This window comes from Paenibacillus albiflavus, assembly GCF_004344915.1.
In the GTDB taxonomy this organism is placed as follows: Bacteria; Bacillota; Bacilli; order Paenibacillales; family NBRC-103111; genus Paenibacillus_AM; species Paenibacillus_AM albiflavus.
Map to the genome: position 1 here is coordinate 61,946 of NZ_SKFG01000009.1, position 15,761 is coordinate 77,706.

21 protein-coding genes are annotated in these 15,761 nt (G+C 41.9%); 16 read left to right on the forward strand and 5 right to left on the reverse strand.

Translation table 11 applies throughout. The features are described 5' to 3' along the window. Positions 1-8 precede the first annotated feature (8 nt). From E0485_RS10550 to E0485_RS10570, 5 genes are all read left to right on the forward strand, one after another. The gene (locus E0485_RS10550; protein WP_132418001.1) at positions 9-767 is read left to right on the forward strand and encodes a metal ABC transporter ATP-binding protein; all 759 of its coding nucleotides are present in this window, start codon (positions 9-11) and stop codon (positions 765-767) included. A 13-nt stretch (positions 768-780) separates the two neighbouring features. Then, on the forward strand, positions 781-1,590 hold the full coding sequence (locus E0485_RS10555; protein WP_132418002.1) for a metal ABC transporter permease: 810 nt from the start codon (positions 781-783) through the stop codon (positions 1,588-1,590). 22 nt (positions 1,591-1,612) lie between these two features. Further along, on the forward strand, positions 1,613-2,326 hold the full coding sequence (locus tag E0485_RS10560; protein WP_132418003.1) for a cytochrome c biogenesis CcdA family protein: 714 nt from the start codon (positions 1,613-1,615) through the stop codon (positions 2,324-2,326). A 252-nt stretch (positions 2,327-2,578) separates the two neighbouring features. After that, entirely contained in the window at positions 2,579-3,004 is a 426-nt protein-coding gene (gene mntR / locus E0485_RS10565; protein WP_132418004.1) for a transcriptional regulator MntR, read from the forward strand. 122 nt (positions 3,005-3,126) lie between these two features. Further along, a complete protein-coding gene (locus tag E0485_RS10570) occupies positions 3,127-4,044 on the forward strand; it encodes a patatin-like phospholipase family protein (RefSeq protein ID WP_132418005.1) in 918 nt (305 codons plus the stop codon). A gap of 51 nt (positions 4,045-4,095) precedes the next feature. Here the strand turns inward: E0485_RS10570 and E0485_RS10575 are convergent, their stop codons facing one another. Continuing rightward, a complete protein-coding gene (locus E0485_RS10575; protein WP_132418006.1) occupies positions 4,096-4,386 on the reverse strand; it encodes a hypothetical protein in 291 nt (96 codons plus the stop codon). A gap of 3 nt (positions 4,387-4,389) precedes the next feature. Beyond that, positions 4,390-5,328: a DUF1385 domain-containing protein gene (locus E0485_RS10580; protein WP_132418007.1), complete on the reverse strand. Its 939-nt coding sequence runs from the start codon at positions 5,326-5,328 to the stop codon at positions 4,390-4,392. Between the two features lie 142 nt (positions 5,329-5,470). Between E0485_RS10580 and E0485_RS10585 the strand changes: the two genes are divergently transcribed. The 5 genes from E0485_RS10585 to E0485_RS10605 all read left to right on the forward strand — a co-directional run bounded on the left by E0485_RS10585 (position 5,471) and on the right by E0485_RS10605 (position 9,659). After that, entirely contained in the window at positions 5,471-5,956 is a 486-nt protein-coding gene (locus E0485_RS10585; protein ID WP_132418008.1) for a YqhR family membrane protein, read from the forward strand. A gap of 127 nt (positions 5,957-6,083) precedes the next feature. Beyond that, positions 6,084-6,533, forward strand: coding sequence for a type II 3-dehydroquinate dehydratase (gene aroQ, locus E0485_RS10590; RefSeq protein ID WP_132418009.1), 450 nt, complete (start codon positions 6,084-6,086; stop codon positions 6,531-6,533). A 5-nt stretch (positions 6,534-6,538) separates the two neighbouring features. Next, on the forward strand, positions 6,539-7,609 hold the full coding sequence (locus E0485_RS10595) for a M24 family metallopeptidase (RefSeq protein WP_132418010.1): 1,071 nt from the start codon (positions 6,539-6,541) through the stop codon (positions 7,607-7,609). Positions 7,610-7,622: 13 nt separating this feature from the next. Further along, entirely contained in the window at positions 7,623-8,180 is a 558-nt protein-coding gene (gene efp / locus E0485_RS10600; protein ID WP_132418011.1) for an elongation factor P, read from the forward strand. A 222-nt stretch (positions 8,181-8,402) separates the two neighbouring features. After that, entirely contained in the window at positions 8,403-9,659 is a 1,257-nt protein-coding gene (locus E0485_RS10605; RefSeq protein WP_132418012.1) for an aspartate kinase, read from the forward strand. 12 nt (positions 9,660-9,671) lie between these two features. On the opposite strand, the gene E0485_RS10610 is transcribed toward E0485_RS10605, so the two are convergent. From E0485_RS10610 to comA, 3 genes are all read right to left on the reverse strand, one after another. Then, positions 9,672-10,130, reverse strand: a complete 459-nt coding sequence (locus tag E0485_RS10610) for a DUF441 domain-containing protein (protein WP_132418013.1) — start codon at positions 10,128-10,130, stop codon at positions 9,672-9,674. Positions 10,131-10,200: 70 nt separating this feature from the next. Further along, positions 10,201-10,950: a 2-phosphosulfolactate phosphatase gene (locus E0485_RS10615; protein WP_132418014.1), complete on the reverse strand. Its 750-nt coding sequence runs from the start codon at positions 10,948-10,950 to the stop codon at positions 10,201-10,203. 5 nt (positions 10,951-10,955) lie between these two features. Further along, positions 10,956-11,774: a phosphosulfolactate synthase gene (comA, locus tag E0485_RS10620; RefSeq protein WP_132418015.1), complete on the reverse strand. Its 819-nt coding sequence runs from the start codon at positions 11,772-11,774 to the stop codon at positions 10,956-10,958. 213 nt (positions 11,775-11,987) lie between these two features. Between comA and E0485_RS10625 the strand changes: the two genes are divergently transcribed. The 6 genes from E0485_RS10625 (at position 11,988) to spoIIIAE (ending at position 15,753) form a co-directional block, all read left to right on the forward strand. Beyond that, on the forward strand, positions 11,988-12,254 hold the full coding sequence (locus E0485_RS10625; RefSeq protein ID WP_132418016.1) for a YqhV family protein: 267 nt from the start codon (positions 11,988-11,990) through the stop codon (positions 12,252-12,254). 65 nt (positions 12,255-12,319) lie between these two features. Further along, positions 12,320-13,282, forward strand: coding sequence for a stage III sporulation protein AA (gene spoIIIAA / locus E0485_RS10630; RefSeq protein WP_132418017.1), 963 nt, complete (start codon positions 12,320-12,322; stop codon positions 13,280-13,282). 123 nt (positions 13,283-13,405) lie between these two features. After that, positions 13,406-13,927, forward strand: a complete 522-nt coding sequence (spoIIIAB, locus tag E0485_RS10635) for a stage III sporulation protein SpoIIIAB (protein WP_132418018.1) — start codon at positions 13,406-13,408, stop codon at positions 13,925-13,927. Between the two features lie 14 nt (positions 13,928-13,941). Continuing rightward, positions 13,942-14,145, forward strand: coding sequence for a stage III sporulation protein AC (gene spoIIIAC / locus E0485_RS10640; protein ID WP_132418019.1), 204 nt, complete (start codon positions 13,942-13,944; stop codon positions 14,143-14,145). A 3-nt stretch (positions 14,146-14,148) separates the two neighbouring features. After that, positions 14,149-14,538 carry a stage III sporulation protein AD gene (gene spoIIIAD, locus E0485_RS10645; protein WP_132418020.1) on the forward strand — a complete coding sequence of 130 codons (390 nt, stop codon included), beginning with the start codon at positions 14,149-14,151 and terminating at the stop codon, positions 14,536-14,538. A gap of 12 nt (positions 14,539-14,550) precedes the next feature. Continuing rightward, on the forward strand, positions 14,551-15,753 hold the full coding sequence (gene spoIIIAE / locus E0485_RS10650; RefSeq protein ID WP_235857528.1) for a stage III sporulation protein AE: 1,203 nt from the start codon (positions 14,551-14,553) through the stop codon (positions 15,751-15,753). Positions 15,754-15,761 lie beyond the last annotated feature (8 nt).

A 15,761-nucleotide genomic window follows, 5' to 3' on the forward strand; every position in this document is an offset into this window, starting at 1 on the left:
TTTGCCTCATGATCAATAGAAAACTGGAGGGCTGTCATCGGTCGATTGTATCGATCGAACAGCTGTCCTTCTCATACCATAACAAGAAAGTTATTGATAATCTGAATTTCACTGTGTTAGAGCGTGATTTTGTTGGACTTGTCGGAACGAACGGTGCGGGCAAAACTACGCTGCTGAAGATGCTCGTAGGGCTGCTTAAGCCGAACGAAGGCCAAATTAAATTATTTGATACGCCTATCCATAAGTTTCGAGATTGGGAATTAATTGGTTATGTACCGCAAAAAAATTCGTTTAATCCCTTATTTCCTGCAACTGTTCGAGAAGTTGTCACATCCGGGCTATATTGCAAGAATAAGCTTTACAAAAGATTAACGAAAGAAGATCAAAACAAGTGTAATGATGCGATGGGTATCATGCGTATTCAAGACCTTGCAGACCGTAAAATCGGGGAGCTATCAGGTGGACAGCAGCAGCGTGTATTCCTTGCCAGAGCAATTATAAATAACCCCCAGTTACTGATATTGGATGAACCAACCGTTGGTATTGATGCCGAGACACAGCAAGGCTTCTTCCATATGATCGAGCACATGCATCGTCATCATCACATCACATTCTTAATGGTATCTCATGACATGGATATGCTGCATTCTTATCTTGGTGACGAGCCAATGCAAGAGAGTGGCAAACTGAAATTCTTCGTTAAACATACGCATGATCCTGAGGATTGTGTTCAGACAGATTTTATTCATTCAGTGAAGAAAAGTTAAGGGAGCGGTAAAGATGGAGTTGTTTGACATATTTTTGGAGCCTTTTTTTCAACGCGCTCTCATCGGTGGGATATTAATCGGTATTACAGCCCCTTTAATGGGGACTTTTCTCGTTCTCCGTAGATTGTCTATGATCGGAGATACGCTTGCGCATGTATCCATTGCAGGCGTTGCGCTTGGTTTTCTTATTAATGTATATCCGCTTGCAGTAGGTTTAATTTTTGCAATTCTGGCATCGTTTGCGATTGAATGGCTGCGTAAAGCGTATAAATCGTATGCGGAGTTATCCATTGCGATTATTATGTCAGGAGGGGTAGCATTAGCTACCTTCTTGTTTACTCTTGGAAAAGGCTTTAATATGAATGTAACTACGTTCTTCTTTGGTAACATTTACACACTCGATCAAGCTGATCTATGGATTGTATTCGGCGTCTTTGTAGCCGTTCTTTTAACGATTCTGACTTATTTCAAGGAATTCTTCCTGATGTTCTTTGATGAGGAAGCAGCTAGCGTTAGCGGTTTACCTGTACGAATATTCAATATTGTGATAACGATTCTGACTTCTTTGGTCATTGTTGCAGCGATTAAAATCGTAGGTGCGTTGCTTGTATCTGCACTTCTCACAATTCCAGTTGCCTGTTCTTTGCTGATTGCGAAGAGCTTTAAACAATCCATTTTTATCTCGGTATTGATTTCAGAGATTGCGGTTGTTGTAGGGTTATTTGTTGCAGGGGTATGGAACTCAGCACCTGGAGCGACAATTGTACTCAGTCTGATCGTGATGTTGATTGTGATCCTGATGAAGAAACGAATCAAAGTTTAGTTACTTTCTAGGAGGAGTTGGCTTGGATTCTGTTAACTTATGGCTAGCCCTATGGGCTGGCTTTGCGTCATTCATTTCGCCATGCTGTTTACCGTTATATCCATCTTTCCTATCGTATATTACAGGTATTTCCGTTACCGAGCTCAAAACAGGTGTTACGAGTAGAGCAGCACGCAGAAGTATGATGCTACATACACTTAGCTTTATTATCGGGTTCTCTATTATTTTTTATAGTATGGGCTTTGCTGCAGGCTTAGTATCGGATTTCTTTAGGGGTAATAGCGGTTTACTGAGACAAATTGCTGCTATTCTGATTCTTGTCATGGGCTTGATGCTGCTAGGTGTATTCCAACCTAAGTGGTTAATGAGAGAACGAAAGCTATCGATTAAATTTAAGCCTGCAGGTTATTTGGGATCGTTAGTGATCGGGGTAGGGTTTGCAGCAGGCTGGTCTCCTTGTGTGGGACCAATTCTATCAGCAATTCTAGCGCTTAGTGCTTCTGAGCCAGGTTCTTGGTTCGGTCTAATAACTGCTTATTCCTTAGGATTTGCGATACCGTTCTTTATCCTTTCCTTTTTTATTGGATCAACCAAATGGATTGTCCGTTACTCGGGTGCTTTCATGAAAATCGGTGGCGTCGTGATGATTATTATGGCAGTTCTTCTCTACACAGATCAGTTAGCCAAAATAACAGCATGGCTTAACGGTATTACGCCTGCTTGGTTGCAGTTTTAAGACATAGTAAGTTTCCAATCGTTCCCTGAGGGGAACTTTTTGGTTTGTAGACATCTAATCACACCTATATAATAGGAATGAAATACATGGAAATTTATGGTTTTATTTTGATAAAAATATTTACTTTATAAGTAATGGGGATTATTATTACTACTGTGACATTGTGAAAAATGGTACTACACAAATTTGCATTCTACCGAAATACACGATAAGATACTTACTAGTATCGATCATAGGGGAGGATCCTTCTATATGGCTACACCAAGCATGGAGGACTATTTAGAACGAATATATAAACTAATTGATGAAAAAGGTTATGCCCGTGTTTCCGATATTGCTGAAGGCTTAGAGGTCCATCCTTCTTCAGTGACGAAGATGATACAGAAGCTGGATAAAGATCAGTATTTGATTTATGAGAAGTATCGCGGACTCATTATGACACCCAAAGGCAAGAAGATGGGTAAACGATTAGTAGAACGTCATAAATTACTTGAGAATTTCCTGGAAGTAATCGGTGTACAGGAACAATATATATATGCAGATGTGGAAGGAATTGAACACCATCTGAGCTCAGATTCGATTACTTGCATTGAAACACTAGTTGAGTTCTTTAAGCGAGAGCCGCAGCGACTTGAAGAGCTTCGTCAGCTTCGTTCAGAGCTTGATAATGACAATTGAATAAGATAACCTGATTTGAAAAGTTCACGCTTGGTAGTGAGCTTTTTTTATTTGCAATTCGAATGTTCCTCTACTTCCTCGCATACATACAAGTGAGTGTTTGTTTAGGAGGTGAGGAAGAGATGTACATTAACGCGGTATTCGAAGGTGGAGGCGTGAAAGGAATATCGCTTGCAGGCGCGATTAGTGCAGCAGAGAAGCATAATGTACAATTTCACCAGATAGCGGGAACTTCCTCAGGAGCGATCGTTGCTTCATGCCTTGCAGCAGGTTATTCGGGGGAAGAATTAAAGAAGATTATTTTGCAGACCCCTTTTCAAAGCTTTCTTAAGCGGAGCTGGATTTATAATGTAAAATTTATCGGACCTGCCGTCAGGCTCATGCTAAAGAAGGGATTGTACTCGGGAGAAGCGCTTGAGCATTGGATTCATTGTATTCTAGCTGACAAAAATATCCGTACATTTGGAGATCTACCGCCTGGCAAACTGCGGATTATCGCATCGGATATATCGCAAGGCAAACTGCTAGTTTTGCCGGATGATATTGAGCAATATGGCATCAACCCTGCGAAGTTCTCGATTGCCAAAGCCGTTCGAATGAGCTGCTCAATACCATTCTTTTTTGATCCCGTGAGGCTTCGCAAGTCCATCTATATCGTGGATGGCGGTTTGCTTAGTAATTTCCCACTTTGGCTGTTTGATAAGCAGAATACGAAGGTAAACTTCTATCCTACCATTGGTTTTCAATTAGTCGGAAAGACAGAAAAAGTAAATCATCAGATCACCGATCCAATTTCCATGTTACAAGCGTTATTTTCAACGATGATGGGCGCACATGATGAACGATATATTGAGAAGCACAATTTGTTTCGGACTGTCAAAATTCCGACACTAGGCGTGCATACGACAGAGTTTGATATCAAAGTCGAAAAAAGTCTGGAGCTCTATCAAGCGGGCTACGCTGCTGCTGATCTGTACTTTAAGAATTGGTCTAAGGCTGCTTATCTAAATGACTATGAACGATACGTCATCTCGAAATAAAGAACCGCAAGCGTCTCTGAAGAGATACTCGCGGTTCTTGTTTGTAGTGAGTTAGTGATATCTTGGTTTATCTTCATTGTCATCATCGGGCTTACTGCCTTGAATTACGCGAAACTTGGCTTTGCGCACGGGAGCCTTCTTCTTTCGATTAGAAGCTCCGCTTGTGGTCTGATTAGCCCTAAATTTCCATGTGTTTGGAGGGAATTTGTACAGCAGAAAGATCAAGCCAAACACAACGATCGGAATTAAGAATTTAGACATGCTTGCGACAAAACCGATAAGCAGTAAGACCCCAATAATCGTGATGAATATTAATTGTGGCCAAGAAAATCTTCTATTCATGGCTTACACCTCAGAAGGTTTAGATAGTCTAACATCAATTTCACGCATGCGATTGAAGGAAGCGATAGACACTTCTACCATATCATCTGCTGGTTCCTTCGTTGTAAGCTTCTGCAGCCACAATCCAGGATAACCTAAGAAGCGAAGAACGGGAATTTCACGAAACGAGTTCGTAATTCGAAGCACTTCATAAGATACGCCGATGACAACAGGCAATAGAATAATTCTCTGAAGCATCCGTTCCCAAATGCCGTCATACGGGAAGAAGGAATAAATAATGACCCCAATAATCACTGTAAAAACCATAAATGATGAACCACAGCGATAATGCAAGGTAGAGAACTTCTGAACGTTCTGGACAGTTAGATCTAGTCCTGCCTCATAGGCGGAGATAACTTTATGCTCTGCTCCATGATATTGGAATAATCGCTTAATCATTGGGGTTAGAGAGATAAAGTATAAGTAGCCGACAAGAAGAATGATTTTAATAAGTCCTTCAATTAAGTTATGTCCAATCTGATTATCGAATAATTTGGCAAATAATAATTGTTCAATTGCTGTAGGTACTAAGGTAAGTACGAATTTGCCGAATAGGAAAGTGAGAACGCCGATTACCGCAACACCTAGAATCATAGCGATATTCGAGACAACACCAGGCTTCTCTTTTTCTTGTTTTTGCTTCTCATCTTCGTCCGCATAAGTTTCAGCAGCAAAATTCAAATGCTGAGCTCCTTTGGCAGCAGATTCAACAAGGGCAACAATACCGCGCAGAAGTGGAATTTTCTTAAGAGCATTAACCCATTTCACTTCCTGCTTTGGAACTTCTAGATATTGGATGGAACCATCCTTGGCACGAACGGCGGTTACGTTGACAGTCTTGCCAGCGAACATCACACCTTCGATAACGGCTTGACCACCGTAAATTGCATTGTTTTGCGACATATAATCACCTTCTGAACACTCAAGAATGAGTCCTATTTTTCTTTTTATTGTAACGGAATTATCTCGGGATTGCTACCAATAGCAAATGGAAAGTTTGTATATACTACCAATACTTGAATATTTGCTGAAGGTAGGATGAGAGATGAATACAAAAAAAGCGGAACAGAAAGTTACAAATCGTTGGTTTTTTGCATTCTATGTTGGAATCTTTTGCGGGTTTATATGGGGTATAGTCAAAATTGTTCAGTATTATTTTAAGTTTACTTCGATTGTGATTGGCTTTTTGGTCGAGCCTTTCTACAAACATATGTATCTAACCCAGTGGCAAGGTCTATTAATTGGCTGGGGAGCTTTTATTCTATTTTCGATAATTGCATCACTTATTTACGTAGCTCTTTTTCAGCATATTAAAGGGACGTGGCTAGGGATGCTGTATGGTGGGGCCTGGTGGTGTTTGCTATATCTCATTATCGGTCCTAAGGTAGACATGCTTGAATGGATTAGTCATTATAGCTGGGATACCATTATTACGGATTTTTGCCTGTTCGTCTTATGGGGATTGTTTATCGGTTATACGATTGCGGTAGAATTTACGAATGATCGTTCAAGAGATACGAATCCCATATAAATCAGTTGCGCATTAAAAGACAATGTATACACATTTACTATTCATATGGTAAAATATCTACGGTAATCATGCGCGAACAAATGATAACCATTATTTGGGTGCTTATTTATGTAAAGGGGAGGTTCCCTTGAAGCAGATTCTTATTTTGAATGGTCCAAATCTTAACATGTTAGGCATTCGCGATCCTGCGGTATACGGTTCTGATACTTTAGCGTCAATCGAAAGCAATCTACGTAAATTAGCTGAGGGTATGGAAGTTACACTGCAATTCCTACAGTCTAATCACGAAGGAGTGCTAATTGACGCTATTCATGGTGCGTATGGTCATGTGGATGGTATCCTAATTAACCCAGGTGCTTATACGCATTACAGTTATGCAATTCGAGACGCACTTGCCGCGGTAAGTATTCCGACGGTTGAGGTACATTTATCCAACATACATAAACGTGAGGAATTCCGTCATTTGTCCGTCATCGCTCCTATTGCGGTTGGACAGATAACAGGATTCGGAGCCTATGGTTATGAAATGGGTTTGATGGCTTTATATCATCATATTTTGGCTAAAGATAAGGAGTGATTCGGATGCAAGAGACAAGAGTTGAACGACTTAGAGTAGCTATGAAAGAAGCTAATTTGCCTGCTTTATTCATTACAAATAGTTATAATCGTCAATATATGACTGGTTTCACAGGTAGTTCTGGATATGTTCTGATCACAGCTGAGCAAGCTTATCTATTGACTGACTTCCGCTATACAGAGCAGGCTGCTAATCAAGTGAAACACTTTGAAGTAGTGGAGCATACATCTGGTGTTATGCCAACTGTTCTTGATTTGCTTGGCAAAGAGAACATCCGCGCTCTTGGTTTTGAACAAGCTCATCTTAGCTATATGACACATGCTGCTTATCAATCAGAATTAGCTGATATTGAACTTATTCCTTCAACAAATTTAGTTGAGAACTTGCGTATGTTTAAAGATGCTGGGGAGCTTCAAATTATGCAGGAAGCAGCTGACCTAGCGGATCTTACGTTCTCCCATATTTTGAACTTTATTAAGCCAGGGGTCACAGAGAAGCAAATCGCACTTGAGATGGAAATTTATATTAGACAAAATGGCGGTACTTCGACTTCATTCGATACGATTGTCGCTTCTGGTGAGCGTTCCGCTCTTCCACATGGCGTAGCAAGCGATCGTGTACTTGGCAATAATGAATTTGTAAAATTGGACTTTGGTGCGTATTATAAAGGATATTGCTCAGATATTACTCGTACAGTTGTACTTGGTACACCATCGGACAAACACAAAGAAATTTACGGAATTGTGCTTGAAGCGCAATTGGCATGCTTGGACGGTCTGAAGTCTGGTTTGACGGGTCAACAAGGTGACGCATTAGCCCGCGATGTTATTACAAAGTATGGCTATGGTGCGCAATTCGGACATAGTACAGGACATGGCCTTGGTATGGAAGTACATGAGAGCCCATCACTTAGCTCGCGTGATCAAAGAGTTCTCATGCCAGGTATGGTTGTAACGGTTGAACCAGGTATTTATATCCCTGGATTTGGCGGCGTTCGAATTGAAGATGATGTCGTTATTACAGAACAAGGAATCAATATATTAACCAAATCAACCAAGGAATTGTTATTACTCTAGGAGGGAAATTGAAGTGATTTCAGTAAACGAATTTAAGACAGGCTTAACAATTGAAGTGGAAGGCGATCTATTTACAGTTATTGACTTCCAACACGTAAAACCAGGTAAGGGTGCGGCATTCGTTCGTTCTAAGCTTAAGAACTTACGTAATGGTAACACAGTTGAGCGTACTTTCCGTGCAGGTGAGAACGTAGGACGTGCTCACATTGAGAACCGTGAAATGCAATACCTATATGCTAGCGGCCAAGAACATACGTTCATGGATACAGAAACATATGACCAAATCGCTTTAGATGCAGATCAATTGGAATGGGAATTGAATTTCATTAAAGAGAACATGATGATTAATATCATGAGCTACCAAGGCGAAATTCTAGGTATTAACCTTCCTAACTCCGTTGAGCTTAAAGTTGTTGAAACAGAGCCAGGTGTAAAAGGTAATACTGCACAAGGTGCAACTAAGAATGCGAAGCTTGAAACAGGTCATAATGTTCAAGTTCCACTCTTCATTAACGAAGGCGATGTTCTGATCATTGATACACGCGAAGGTAAATATTCCTCACGCGCATAGTTTTAAGGGAATTAGCCTTCTGGCATCGGATGATGTCAGAGGGCTTTTTTAGTATAAATTAACAGGATTGATTCCTTTGACACAGCACCGATTTAATAATTTAATGTGTGATAAGAAGTTCTTTATCGCACTATTAGCAATAGTTGTGTTATAATCTTTAATTATTTATATAAAGAATCATTTTCAGGATTCTAAGAATTTGACATTGGGGAGTGAACAGCTTTGTCTTTGATCGTGATGAAGTTTGGGGGAAGCTCTGTTGGAACACCAGAACGTATGAAGCGTGTTGCCAAACGTATTGTAGAACGTAAAGCGGAAGGTCATTCAATTGTAGTTGTTGTCTCTGCAATGGGAGATACAACGGATGAACTTATAGATCTATCGAAGCAAATATGTGATGGAATACCGCCAGCTAGAGAGATGGATATGCTTTTAACGACAGGTGAGCAGGTGTCAGTCTCCTTATTGGCTATGGCCATTCACAGTTTAGGTGATCGCGCGGTTTCATACACAGGCTGGCAATGCGGTATGATCACAGAGTCAGTTCATGGTAAAGCGCGAATTACGGATATTGATCCACATCGTGTACTTAAAGCGATAGATAACGATCAAGTTGTAATTGTGGCTGGATTCCAAGGGATGACGGAAGATGGTGAGATTACTACGCTTGGACGCGGAGGGTCAGATACAACGGCAGTTGCACTGGCAGCGGCGATTAAAGCCGATTTATGTGAGATTTACACCGATGTTGACGGAATTTATTCGACTGATCCGCGTATTGTCAAATGCGCTCGCAAATTAACAGATATTTCGTATGATGAAATGCTTGAGCTTGCTAATCTTGGTGCAGCGGTATTGCATCCTCGAGCTGTTGAATATGCTAAGAATTATAATGTGGCACTTGTTGTTAGATCAAGCTTTACACAGAATGAAGGTACCAGCGTGAAGGAGGTTGCTAGTATGGAGCAAGGAATTGTGGTTCGCGGAATCGCGTTTGATAAGAATATTGCAAGAGTAAGCATTCTTGGAGTTCCTGAAAGACCAGGTCAATTAGCTAAAGTATTTACAACGCTTGCTGAGGCGCAAATTGATGTAGATATTATTGTACAGAGCGGTGTTATGAAGGGCCTTGCTGATTTCTCCTTCAGCTGTTCTTTAACAGATCGTGAGAGAGCTGTAAATGTAATCGAAGGAATTCAAGCAGAAGTTGGATTCCGTGAGGTAACTTCAGAAGATAATCTTGTAAAAGTCTCCATTGTTGGAGCTGGTATGGTAAGTACGCCGGGAGTAGCTGCCAAAATGTTTGAGGTGATTTCCTCACTAGGCGCTTCTATCAACATGGTAAGTACATCGGAAATCAAAATGTCCTGTGTAATCGATATTCAGTATTTAGAAGATGTGGTTAAAGGGCTACATACAGCGTACGATTTGGATACAGCTGATCAAGTTTTCGTTGGTGGTCCGGCTGATCGCAGATAGTTCGTTGTCTCGTTATTTGCCCCAAATAAAAAATACGAGCTTCATAATCACCATGGTGATACCAGCGGCCATTAAGGGTCCGACTGGTATTCCGCGAAAGAATATGATGCCCAGAATAGAACCAATGACAAGGCCCACAACAAGTTGTGGGTCTATTTTTAATAGATCCAAACCTCTTCCGTTCAGATAGGATGCAAGCGCACCGCCTGTAAGGGCGATGAGACCTGGAACACTTGTAATTACGGCGGTCAAGTCTTTAAAAGCGATACGTCCCGAGGCAAAAGGCACAAGCACGCCCATCGTTAGAAAAAGCAGTCCGAGCTCAAGTCCTCTGCGTTCTATCGTTGGCAAGAAACGTTCAAGTGAAATGAGCTTGATAATAAGTAGAATACAGGCTGCAGTCGTAATAATAGGTGAACGTCCGATAAGCCCGATAATAATTAGAATAAGCAGTACAATTTCTCCGTTCATCTGCATGTCCCTCTTACTTGGAATTTAGAGCGTGTTCCAACCTGTAGTAAGAACACGCTCTTCACTTAGTTTATGAGTGTGCAGATGATTTAGAACGTGGGTTAGCTTCTAATGGGACTAGAAGTCCGTCCTGCATAATTGGAACAAGCTGCGTGCGGTCTAGAGCTGCGCAGTATTTGACATCTTCATGGAAGCCTATTTTGCATAACCTTATACCAGATTGTGCTCGCATAAGCGCTCCTTGAATATCATGCTGCTCTTCCCGAAAGCTTGAAAGCATCGCTAAGCCCAGATCATTAACCATAAACGAGTCGTCCTCATAATAAGTGCTGAGTTCATTGGTAATGTATCCTGCGCATAGTCCATCTTCCCATGCGAATAATTGATTTGTTCCTGCACATACAATGACGATGTCGCGTTTGAATTGACTTGCTGCTTGCGCGCAAGCCTTTCCATTAATGAATGCTCCTACTAGCAATGTGGCAGCTTTGCTCGCTTTTTGCAAGCACCTGGTTCCATTGGTGGTTGTCAGTATGACATGTTTGCCTTGGACAACATCAGTTCCATATTCAAGGGGAGAGTTGCCAAGATCGAATCCGGTAATTTTGCGACAATACCGTTCTCCACCAAGAAGGGCTCCTTCATGACAATGCTGGATCGCTGAGCCCATCGTGTCAGCGGCAGTGACAGAAGTGGCGCCATGGTCCAAAGCAGTAACAATGACAGTGGACGCTCTGAGTGCATCGATGACGATCGCTGTCTTATTGATCACATCTTCTGATTTTATTTCATTAACGCTTGCTATGACCTCGATTCGCATTCAATCTACTCCTTGTTCCCTCTCTTCTGCATCATCATTAAAGTATCTGAACGGAGCCCCCTTCTCATAGCTTCCAATGAGATGATCTCTTGTGGCGGTATATTCCCTAGATTCACAGTTGAACCTAATTCCATAAGTAATTTTACCTGCTGATCCTTAAGCGGTGCTTCCCATAGCAGACTATCGCTGTTTGTCAGTCGGCTTAAGATTTGCTTTAGATCCTCTTCTTTACATTGTCCATTGCCATCGAAGATTCCGACTCCAGTACCGGACTCGCGTGCTTCAATCGTGACTAGCGATGCACCTGCCTCTAAATCTTCTTCAATTGTTCGTAATAAGGTTTCGATTTCTATGCTTGAGCCCCAGCATTTCTTACCATACTCTGTGTTTACCTGTAAACCTTGATCAATTCCCCGCTTGATTAACCTGCTTCGAGTGTCACGATCCATCTCGATTGTCCCATCAGACACCTCAAGACCTGTAAATCCAAAGGAAGTAATCGTTTCGATAAATTCATCCGCAACATTTTGGATAACAGCCAGCTCAAGGAAAGTGCCTCCAGGATAAATCAGAATTCCGTTTTCCTTGGCTAATTCTATTTTTTGCATCAAGAGATTGGTCGGATATAGAGGTGCTGTTCCAAACCCGATTTTGATCATGTCTATATGGTTAGCTGCTGTTTCTAGTAAATCGGAATAGGCATTTAGGCCAAGTCCTTTGTCAATGATCATCGTTTGGCCAAGCTCTCTTGGCTTGGTGAGTCTGCATACAGAAGGGTCAAGCAAGTGTGCAGGCCATTTCAATTCAGTTATTGTACGGTTCATAGGAATCTCCTCATAAGTCAACTTAGGTTATTTATTGGGTATCTTATGCACGGATGCCTAGAGAGGTGCTCTTCCATGAGTTCTAAGAATTGTACAAACTATCCTAAACGACAAGGCTCTTGCATAAGCTAGGATGTACAAGCAACTTACATGAGTATGACGAACGCAGTGTCAATTTATTTAATAAGCAAATTTGAATATGGGGGGATACATATGAGCAAAATCGTGCTCAGCATGGCAACGCTTCGTTTACTATCAGGCAGCATTGAAATCATCGCAGCGATCATCATGCTTCGTTTGGCTCAAGTTGATCGTGCATTGCTAGTAAACTCTGCACTTGCTTTAGTAGGTCCTATCGTATTACTGACGACTACAAGCATCGGTCTAGCAGGGCTTGCTGAGAAACTATCATTTTCCAAAATGCTGTGGGTACTTGCAGGAGTTGCCTGCATCTTTATCGGGGTGCTAAAAAGCAAGTAATAAATGAGATTGATAGGACATACATATGAATAAACAGATTGGACAAACTTGGAGGATTTCATATCATGCTGGATTCAATTCTAAGTCTCTTACCCCACTCTCTGAAAAAAATTATTGCAAATCTACCAAACTCGATCAGAACAAAGCTGGAAGAGATTCGCATCCGAGAGGAAAGGCCGCTCGAGATATCATGGGCTGGTGATTATTCGTTTGTCACCAAAGAATCAGGACTTGTGAGAGATCCGCTTGGAGCTTATATCCCAACGAGTGAAGAATGCGCAATTCTGCTTGAGTTATTGACCAATCATTCTGTCTACTCGTTCGAAGAAGAGCTTCGAAGGGGCTTCATTACGATTGCAGGCGGTCACAGAGTTGGACTGGCTGGAAGGACGGTACTTGAGGCTGGACGAGTCCGAACCATTCGAGATGTTAGCTCTTTCAACATACGGGTTGCTAGAGAAATCGTTGGCGTAGGCAAGATCATTCTTCCTCACTTGATCGATCCGATTGAAAGACGAATTCATAACACCTTGATTGTCTCACCTCCTCAGCAGGGTAAAACAACCTTATTACGAGATTTGGCAAGAACGATCTCAGCTGGTGATAAGACAGCACTCCAAGGCATACCTCGCGGTCTCAAGGTGGGAGTTGTGGATGAACGTTCAGAGATTGCAGCTTCCGTGAAGGGTGTACCCAAATTTGATCTTGGTCCGCGTACAGATGTGCTCGATGGTTGTCCCAAAGCTGAAGGCATGATGATGATGATTCGATCGTTATCCCCTGAATTGATCGTAGTGGACGAGATTGGTAGACCAGAAGACGCAGAAGCTTTACATGAAGCGTTACATGGGGGGATAAGCGTCATTGCAACAGCCCATGGCTATGGAATGGCAGACATTAAATTAAGACCAGTCCTTCGAGAGCTAATCGCAGAGAAGTTATTCACACGCTATGTTGTACTCTCTCTAAGGCGAGGCATAGAACGATCATTTCAGATTTACGATGGGGAGGGCCAGCTTGTTCCGTGATATAGAATTTATAACATTCGTCTAATAAATTCTAAGTATCACTCTAAGAAACGCTCCGTCTATTAAAGACGGTGATGCCGTTTCTTCTGGTTCTGTTTATCGCATAGAGAAAGGCTGAGTCTAATGCTGCTGAAATTAATGGGTTCTGTATTTCTCTTATTTGCTGGCACGATGTTTGGATTCTATCAAGCGATGCAATATGCTCGTAGACCGAAACAAATTCGCCAACTCATCGGTGTCATTCAGCGTCTGGAGACAGAAGTAAGTTATGGGCTGACCCCTCTTCCAGATGCTCTGCTTACCGTTAGCAGACAATCAGCCGAACCGATCTCGGGGATGTTAAGCAGAGCAGGAACAGAGCTACGAGCACGTGATGGACGATCCATGCGTGAGATTTGGGAAGGTGTGATTGGCGAGACTTGGAATCGTTCATCCATGAAAAAGGTTGAGAAGGAAATTACACTTGAGCTTGGTTATATGCTTGGTCGATCAGATAGCACCGATCAAGTAAAGCATCTTCGTCTAGCTGCAAGTCAGCTCCAGGTTGAAGAGGCGGCAGCACTCGAAGATCAAAGACGCTACGAGAAGATGTGGCGAAGTCTAGGTGTGCTCGTCGGCGCGTTAGCGGTCATTTTGATGTACTAGGTGGGGTGCTGATTATGAACGTAGATGTTAATACGATTTTTCAGATTGCAGGTATCGGAATTATTATTGCGATGATGCACACGGTTCTGAAGCAAATGGGCAAAGAGGATATGGCACATTGGGTAACTTTGATTGGATTCGTCGTCGTTCTGTTCATGGTCGTGTCCCTGCTTAGCAACTTATTCAAAGAGATCAAAACGATTTTTTTGTTCCAGTAGCTTATGGAAATTATTCAAGTTGTTGGTCTAGGATTACTTGTCACTGTGCTGGTTCTTATTATCAAAGAACAGAAACCGATGTTTGCTTTTTTGCTCACCGCCTTTACTGGCATTATGATCTTCCTGTTTCTGATTGGGAAAATTTCTTCTGTTATTCAAGTGCTTGAAGATCTAGCTGTTCAATCTGGCGTAAATATGGTGTTCCTCAAGACGATTCTCAAGATTATCGGAATCGCATATATCGCTGAGTTTGGCGCACAGATTGTACGTGATGCAGGACTTGAATCCGTAGCTTCCAAAATTGAGCTCTCAGGTAAAATACTCATCATGGTTATGGCGATTCCGATTGTAACCGTCATTATCGAGACGGTGCTCAACCTGTTGCCAACTTAGGAGTGAATAAGGATGCCAAGTCGCCAAATGATTTATCGCTCGCTATATAAAAGAATAGCCATCATGATCATTATCATGATAAGCCTCCTAACTCTTTCGAATGTTGCACTTGCTGCAAGTCCAAGTGATGCAATTGTCAAAGATCAAATCACTCAGATTGATACTGGGCCAATCGAGCAATATTGGGATCGATTAATGTCACAAAATGGAAATTTCTTTCCTGAGTTGCAGACGCCTTCCTTTACGGAATTACTTACTAACGGCGGTCAAGGGCTATCCATTAGCAATGTGTTTAAAGGAACGCTTCGGTATATTTTTTATGAGGTACTTGCGAACGGAAAGCTGCTAGTTACGATCGTAATCTTAACCGTATTTGCCATGATGCTGCAGACGCTTCAAAGTTCATTTGAAAGAGAATCCGTTAGCACGATCGCATTCGTGATCTCATACCTCGTCTTGATCATAATTGCGGTTAATTCGTTCTCATCTGCGATTGGCTATGCGAAGAATGCGATCACATCCATGATTGACTTCATGATCGCTCTCGTTCCGCTCTTGCTAACCTTATTGTCCGCAATGGGTGATTTAACTTCAGTAGCTTTGCTTCATCCACTAAATGTGTTCATGATTCACACGGTCGGAGCGATGATTTACTTCTTCGTGTTTCCACTGCTGTTCTTCTCCGCCGTTTTACATATTGTGTCAGCCATATCAGACAAATATAAAGTGACTCAGTTAGCAAATTTACTTCGCAATATCGGAGTTGGCGCTCTTGGCATATTCGTTACTGTCTTTATGAGTGTCATCACAGTTCAAGGTTCGCTCGGTGCCGTTTCTGATGGAATTACGATTCGGACTGCCAAATTCATAACGGGAAACTTCGTCCCAGTCGTTGGAAGATTGTTCTCGGATGCGACTGAAACCGTAATTGGTGCATCATTACTTGTCAAGAACGCCATTGGACTTGCTGGTATCGTCATCATCATTATGCTCTGCCTGTTCCCTGCACTCAAAATATTAACTTTAGCGATCATCTTTAATTTATCTGCAGCGATTATGCAGCCAATTGGCAATAACCCGATGATTTCATGTCTCAAAACCATTGGCAAAAGCATGATCTATGTATTTGCCGCTCTCGCAGCCGTTGGACTGATGTTTTTCTTCTCCATTACCGTCATGATCGCAGCTGGTAACTTATCTGTGATGGTTAGATAGCTAGTACC

Bases quoted from the DNA above. Each gene is read 5' to 3' on its own strand.
- spoIIIAA (WP_132418017.1), top strand. From the start codon at position 12,320: ATGCTGGATTCAATTCTAAGTCTCTTACCCCACTCTCTGAAAAAAATT.
- E0485_RS10610 (WP_132418013.1), bottom strand. From the start codon at position 10,130: ATGAACGGAGAAATTGTACTGCTTATTCTAATTATTATCGGGCTTATC.
- E0485_RS10625 (WP_132418016.1), top strand. From the start codon at position 11,988: ATGAGCAAAATCGTGCTCAGCATGGCAACGCTTCGTTTACTATCAGGC.
- spoIIIAC (WP_132418019.1), top strand. From the start codon at position 13,942: ATGAACGTAGATGTTAATACGATTTTTCAGATTGCAGGTATCGGAATT.
- spoIIIAE (WP_235857528.1), top strand. From the start codon at position 14,551: ATGCCAAGTCGCCAAATGATTTATCGCTCGCTATATAAAAGAATAGCC.
- E0485_RS10550 (WP_132418001.1), top strand. From the start codon at position 9: ATGATCAATAGAAAACTGGAGGGCTGTCATCGGTCGATTGTATCGATC.
- E0485_RS10575 (WP_132418006.1), bottom strand. From the start codon at position 4,386: ATGAATAGAAGATTTTCTTGGCCACAATTAATATTCATCACGATTATT.
- mntR (WP_132418004.1), top strand. From the start codon at position 2,579: ATGGCTACACCAAGCATGGAGGACTATTTAGAACGAATATATAAACTA.
- spoIIIAD (WP_132418020.1), top strand. From the start codon at position 14,149: ATGGAAATTATTCAAGTTGTTGGTCTAGGATTACTTGTCACTGTGCTG.
- E0485_RS10615 (WP_132418014.1), bottom strand. From the start codon at position 10,950: ATGCGAATCGAGGTCATAGCAAGCGTTAATGAAATAAAATCAGAAGAT.
- E0485_RS10570 (WP_132418005.1), top strand. From the start codon at position 3,127: ATGTACATTAACGCGGTATTCGAAGGTGGAGGCGTGAAAGGAATATCG.
- E0485_RS10580 (WP_132418007.1), bottom strand. From the start codon at position 5,328: ATGTCGCAAAACAATGCAATTTACGGTGGTCAAGCCGTTATCGAAGGT.
- comA (WP_132418015.1), bottom strand. From the start codon at position 11,774: ATGAACCGTACAATAACTGAATTGAAATGGCCTGCACACTTGCTTGAC.
- E0485_RS10555 (WP_132418002.1), top strand. From the start codon at position 781: ATGGAGTTGTTTGACATATTTTTGGAGCCTTTTTTTCAACGCGCTCTC.
- E0485_RS10585 (WP_132418008.1), top strand. From the start codon at position 5,471: ATGAATACAAAAAAAGCGGAACAGAAAGTTACAAATCGTTGGTTTTTT.
- E0485_RS10595 (WP_132418010.1), top strand. From the start codon at position 6,539: ATGCAAGAGACAAGAGTTGAACGACTTAGAGTAGCTATGAAAGAAGCT.
- spoIIIAB (WP_132418018.1), top strand. From the start codon at position 13,406: ATGCTGCTGAAATTAATGGGTTCTGTATTTCTCTTATTTGCTGGCACG.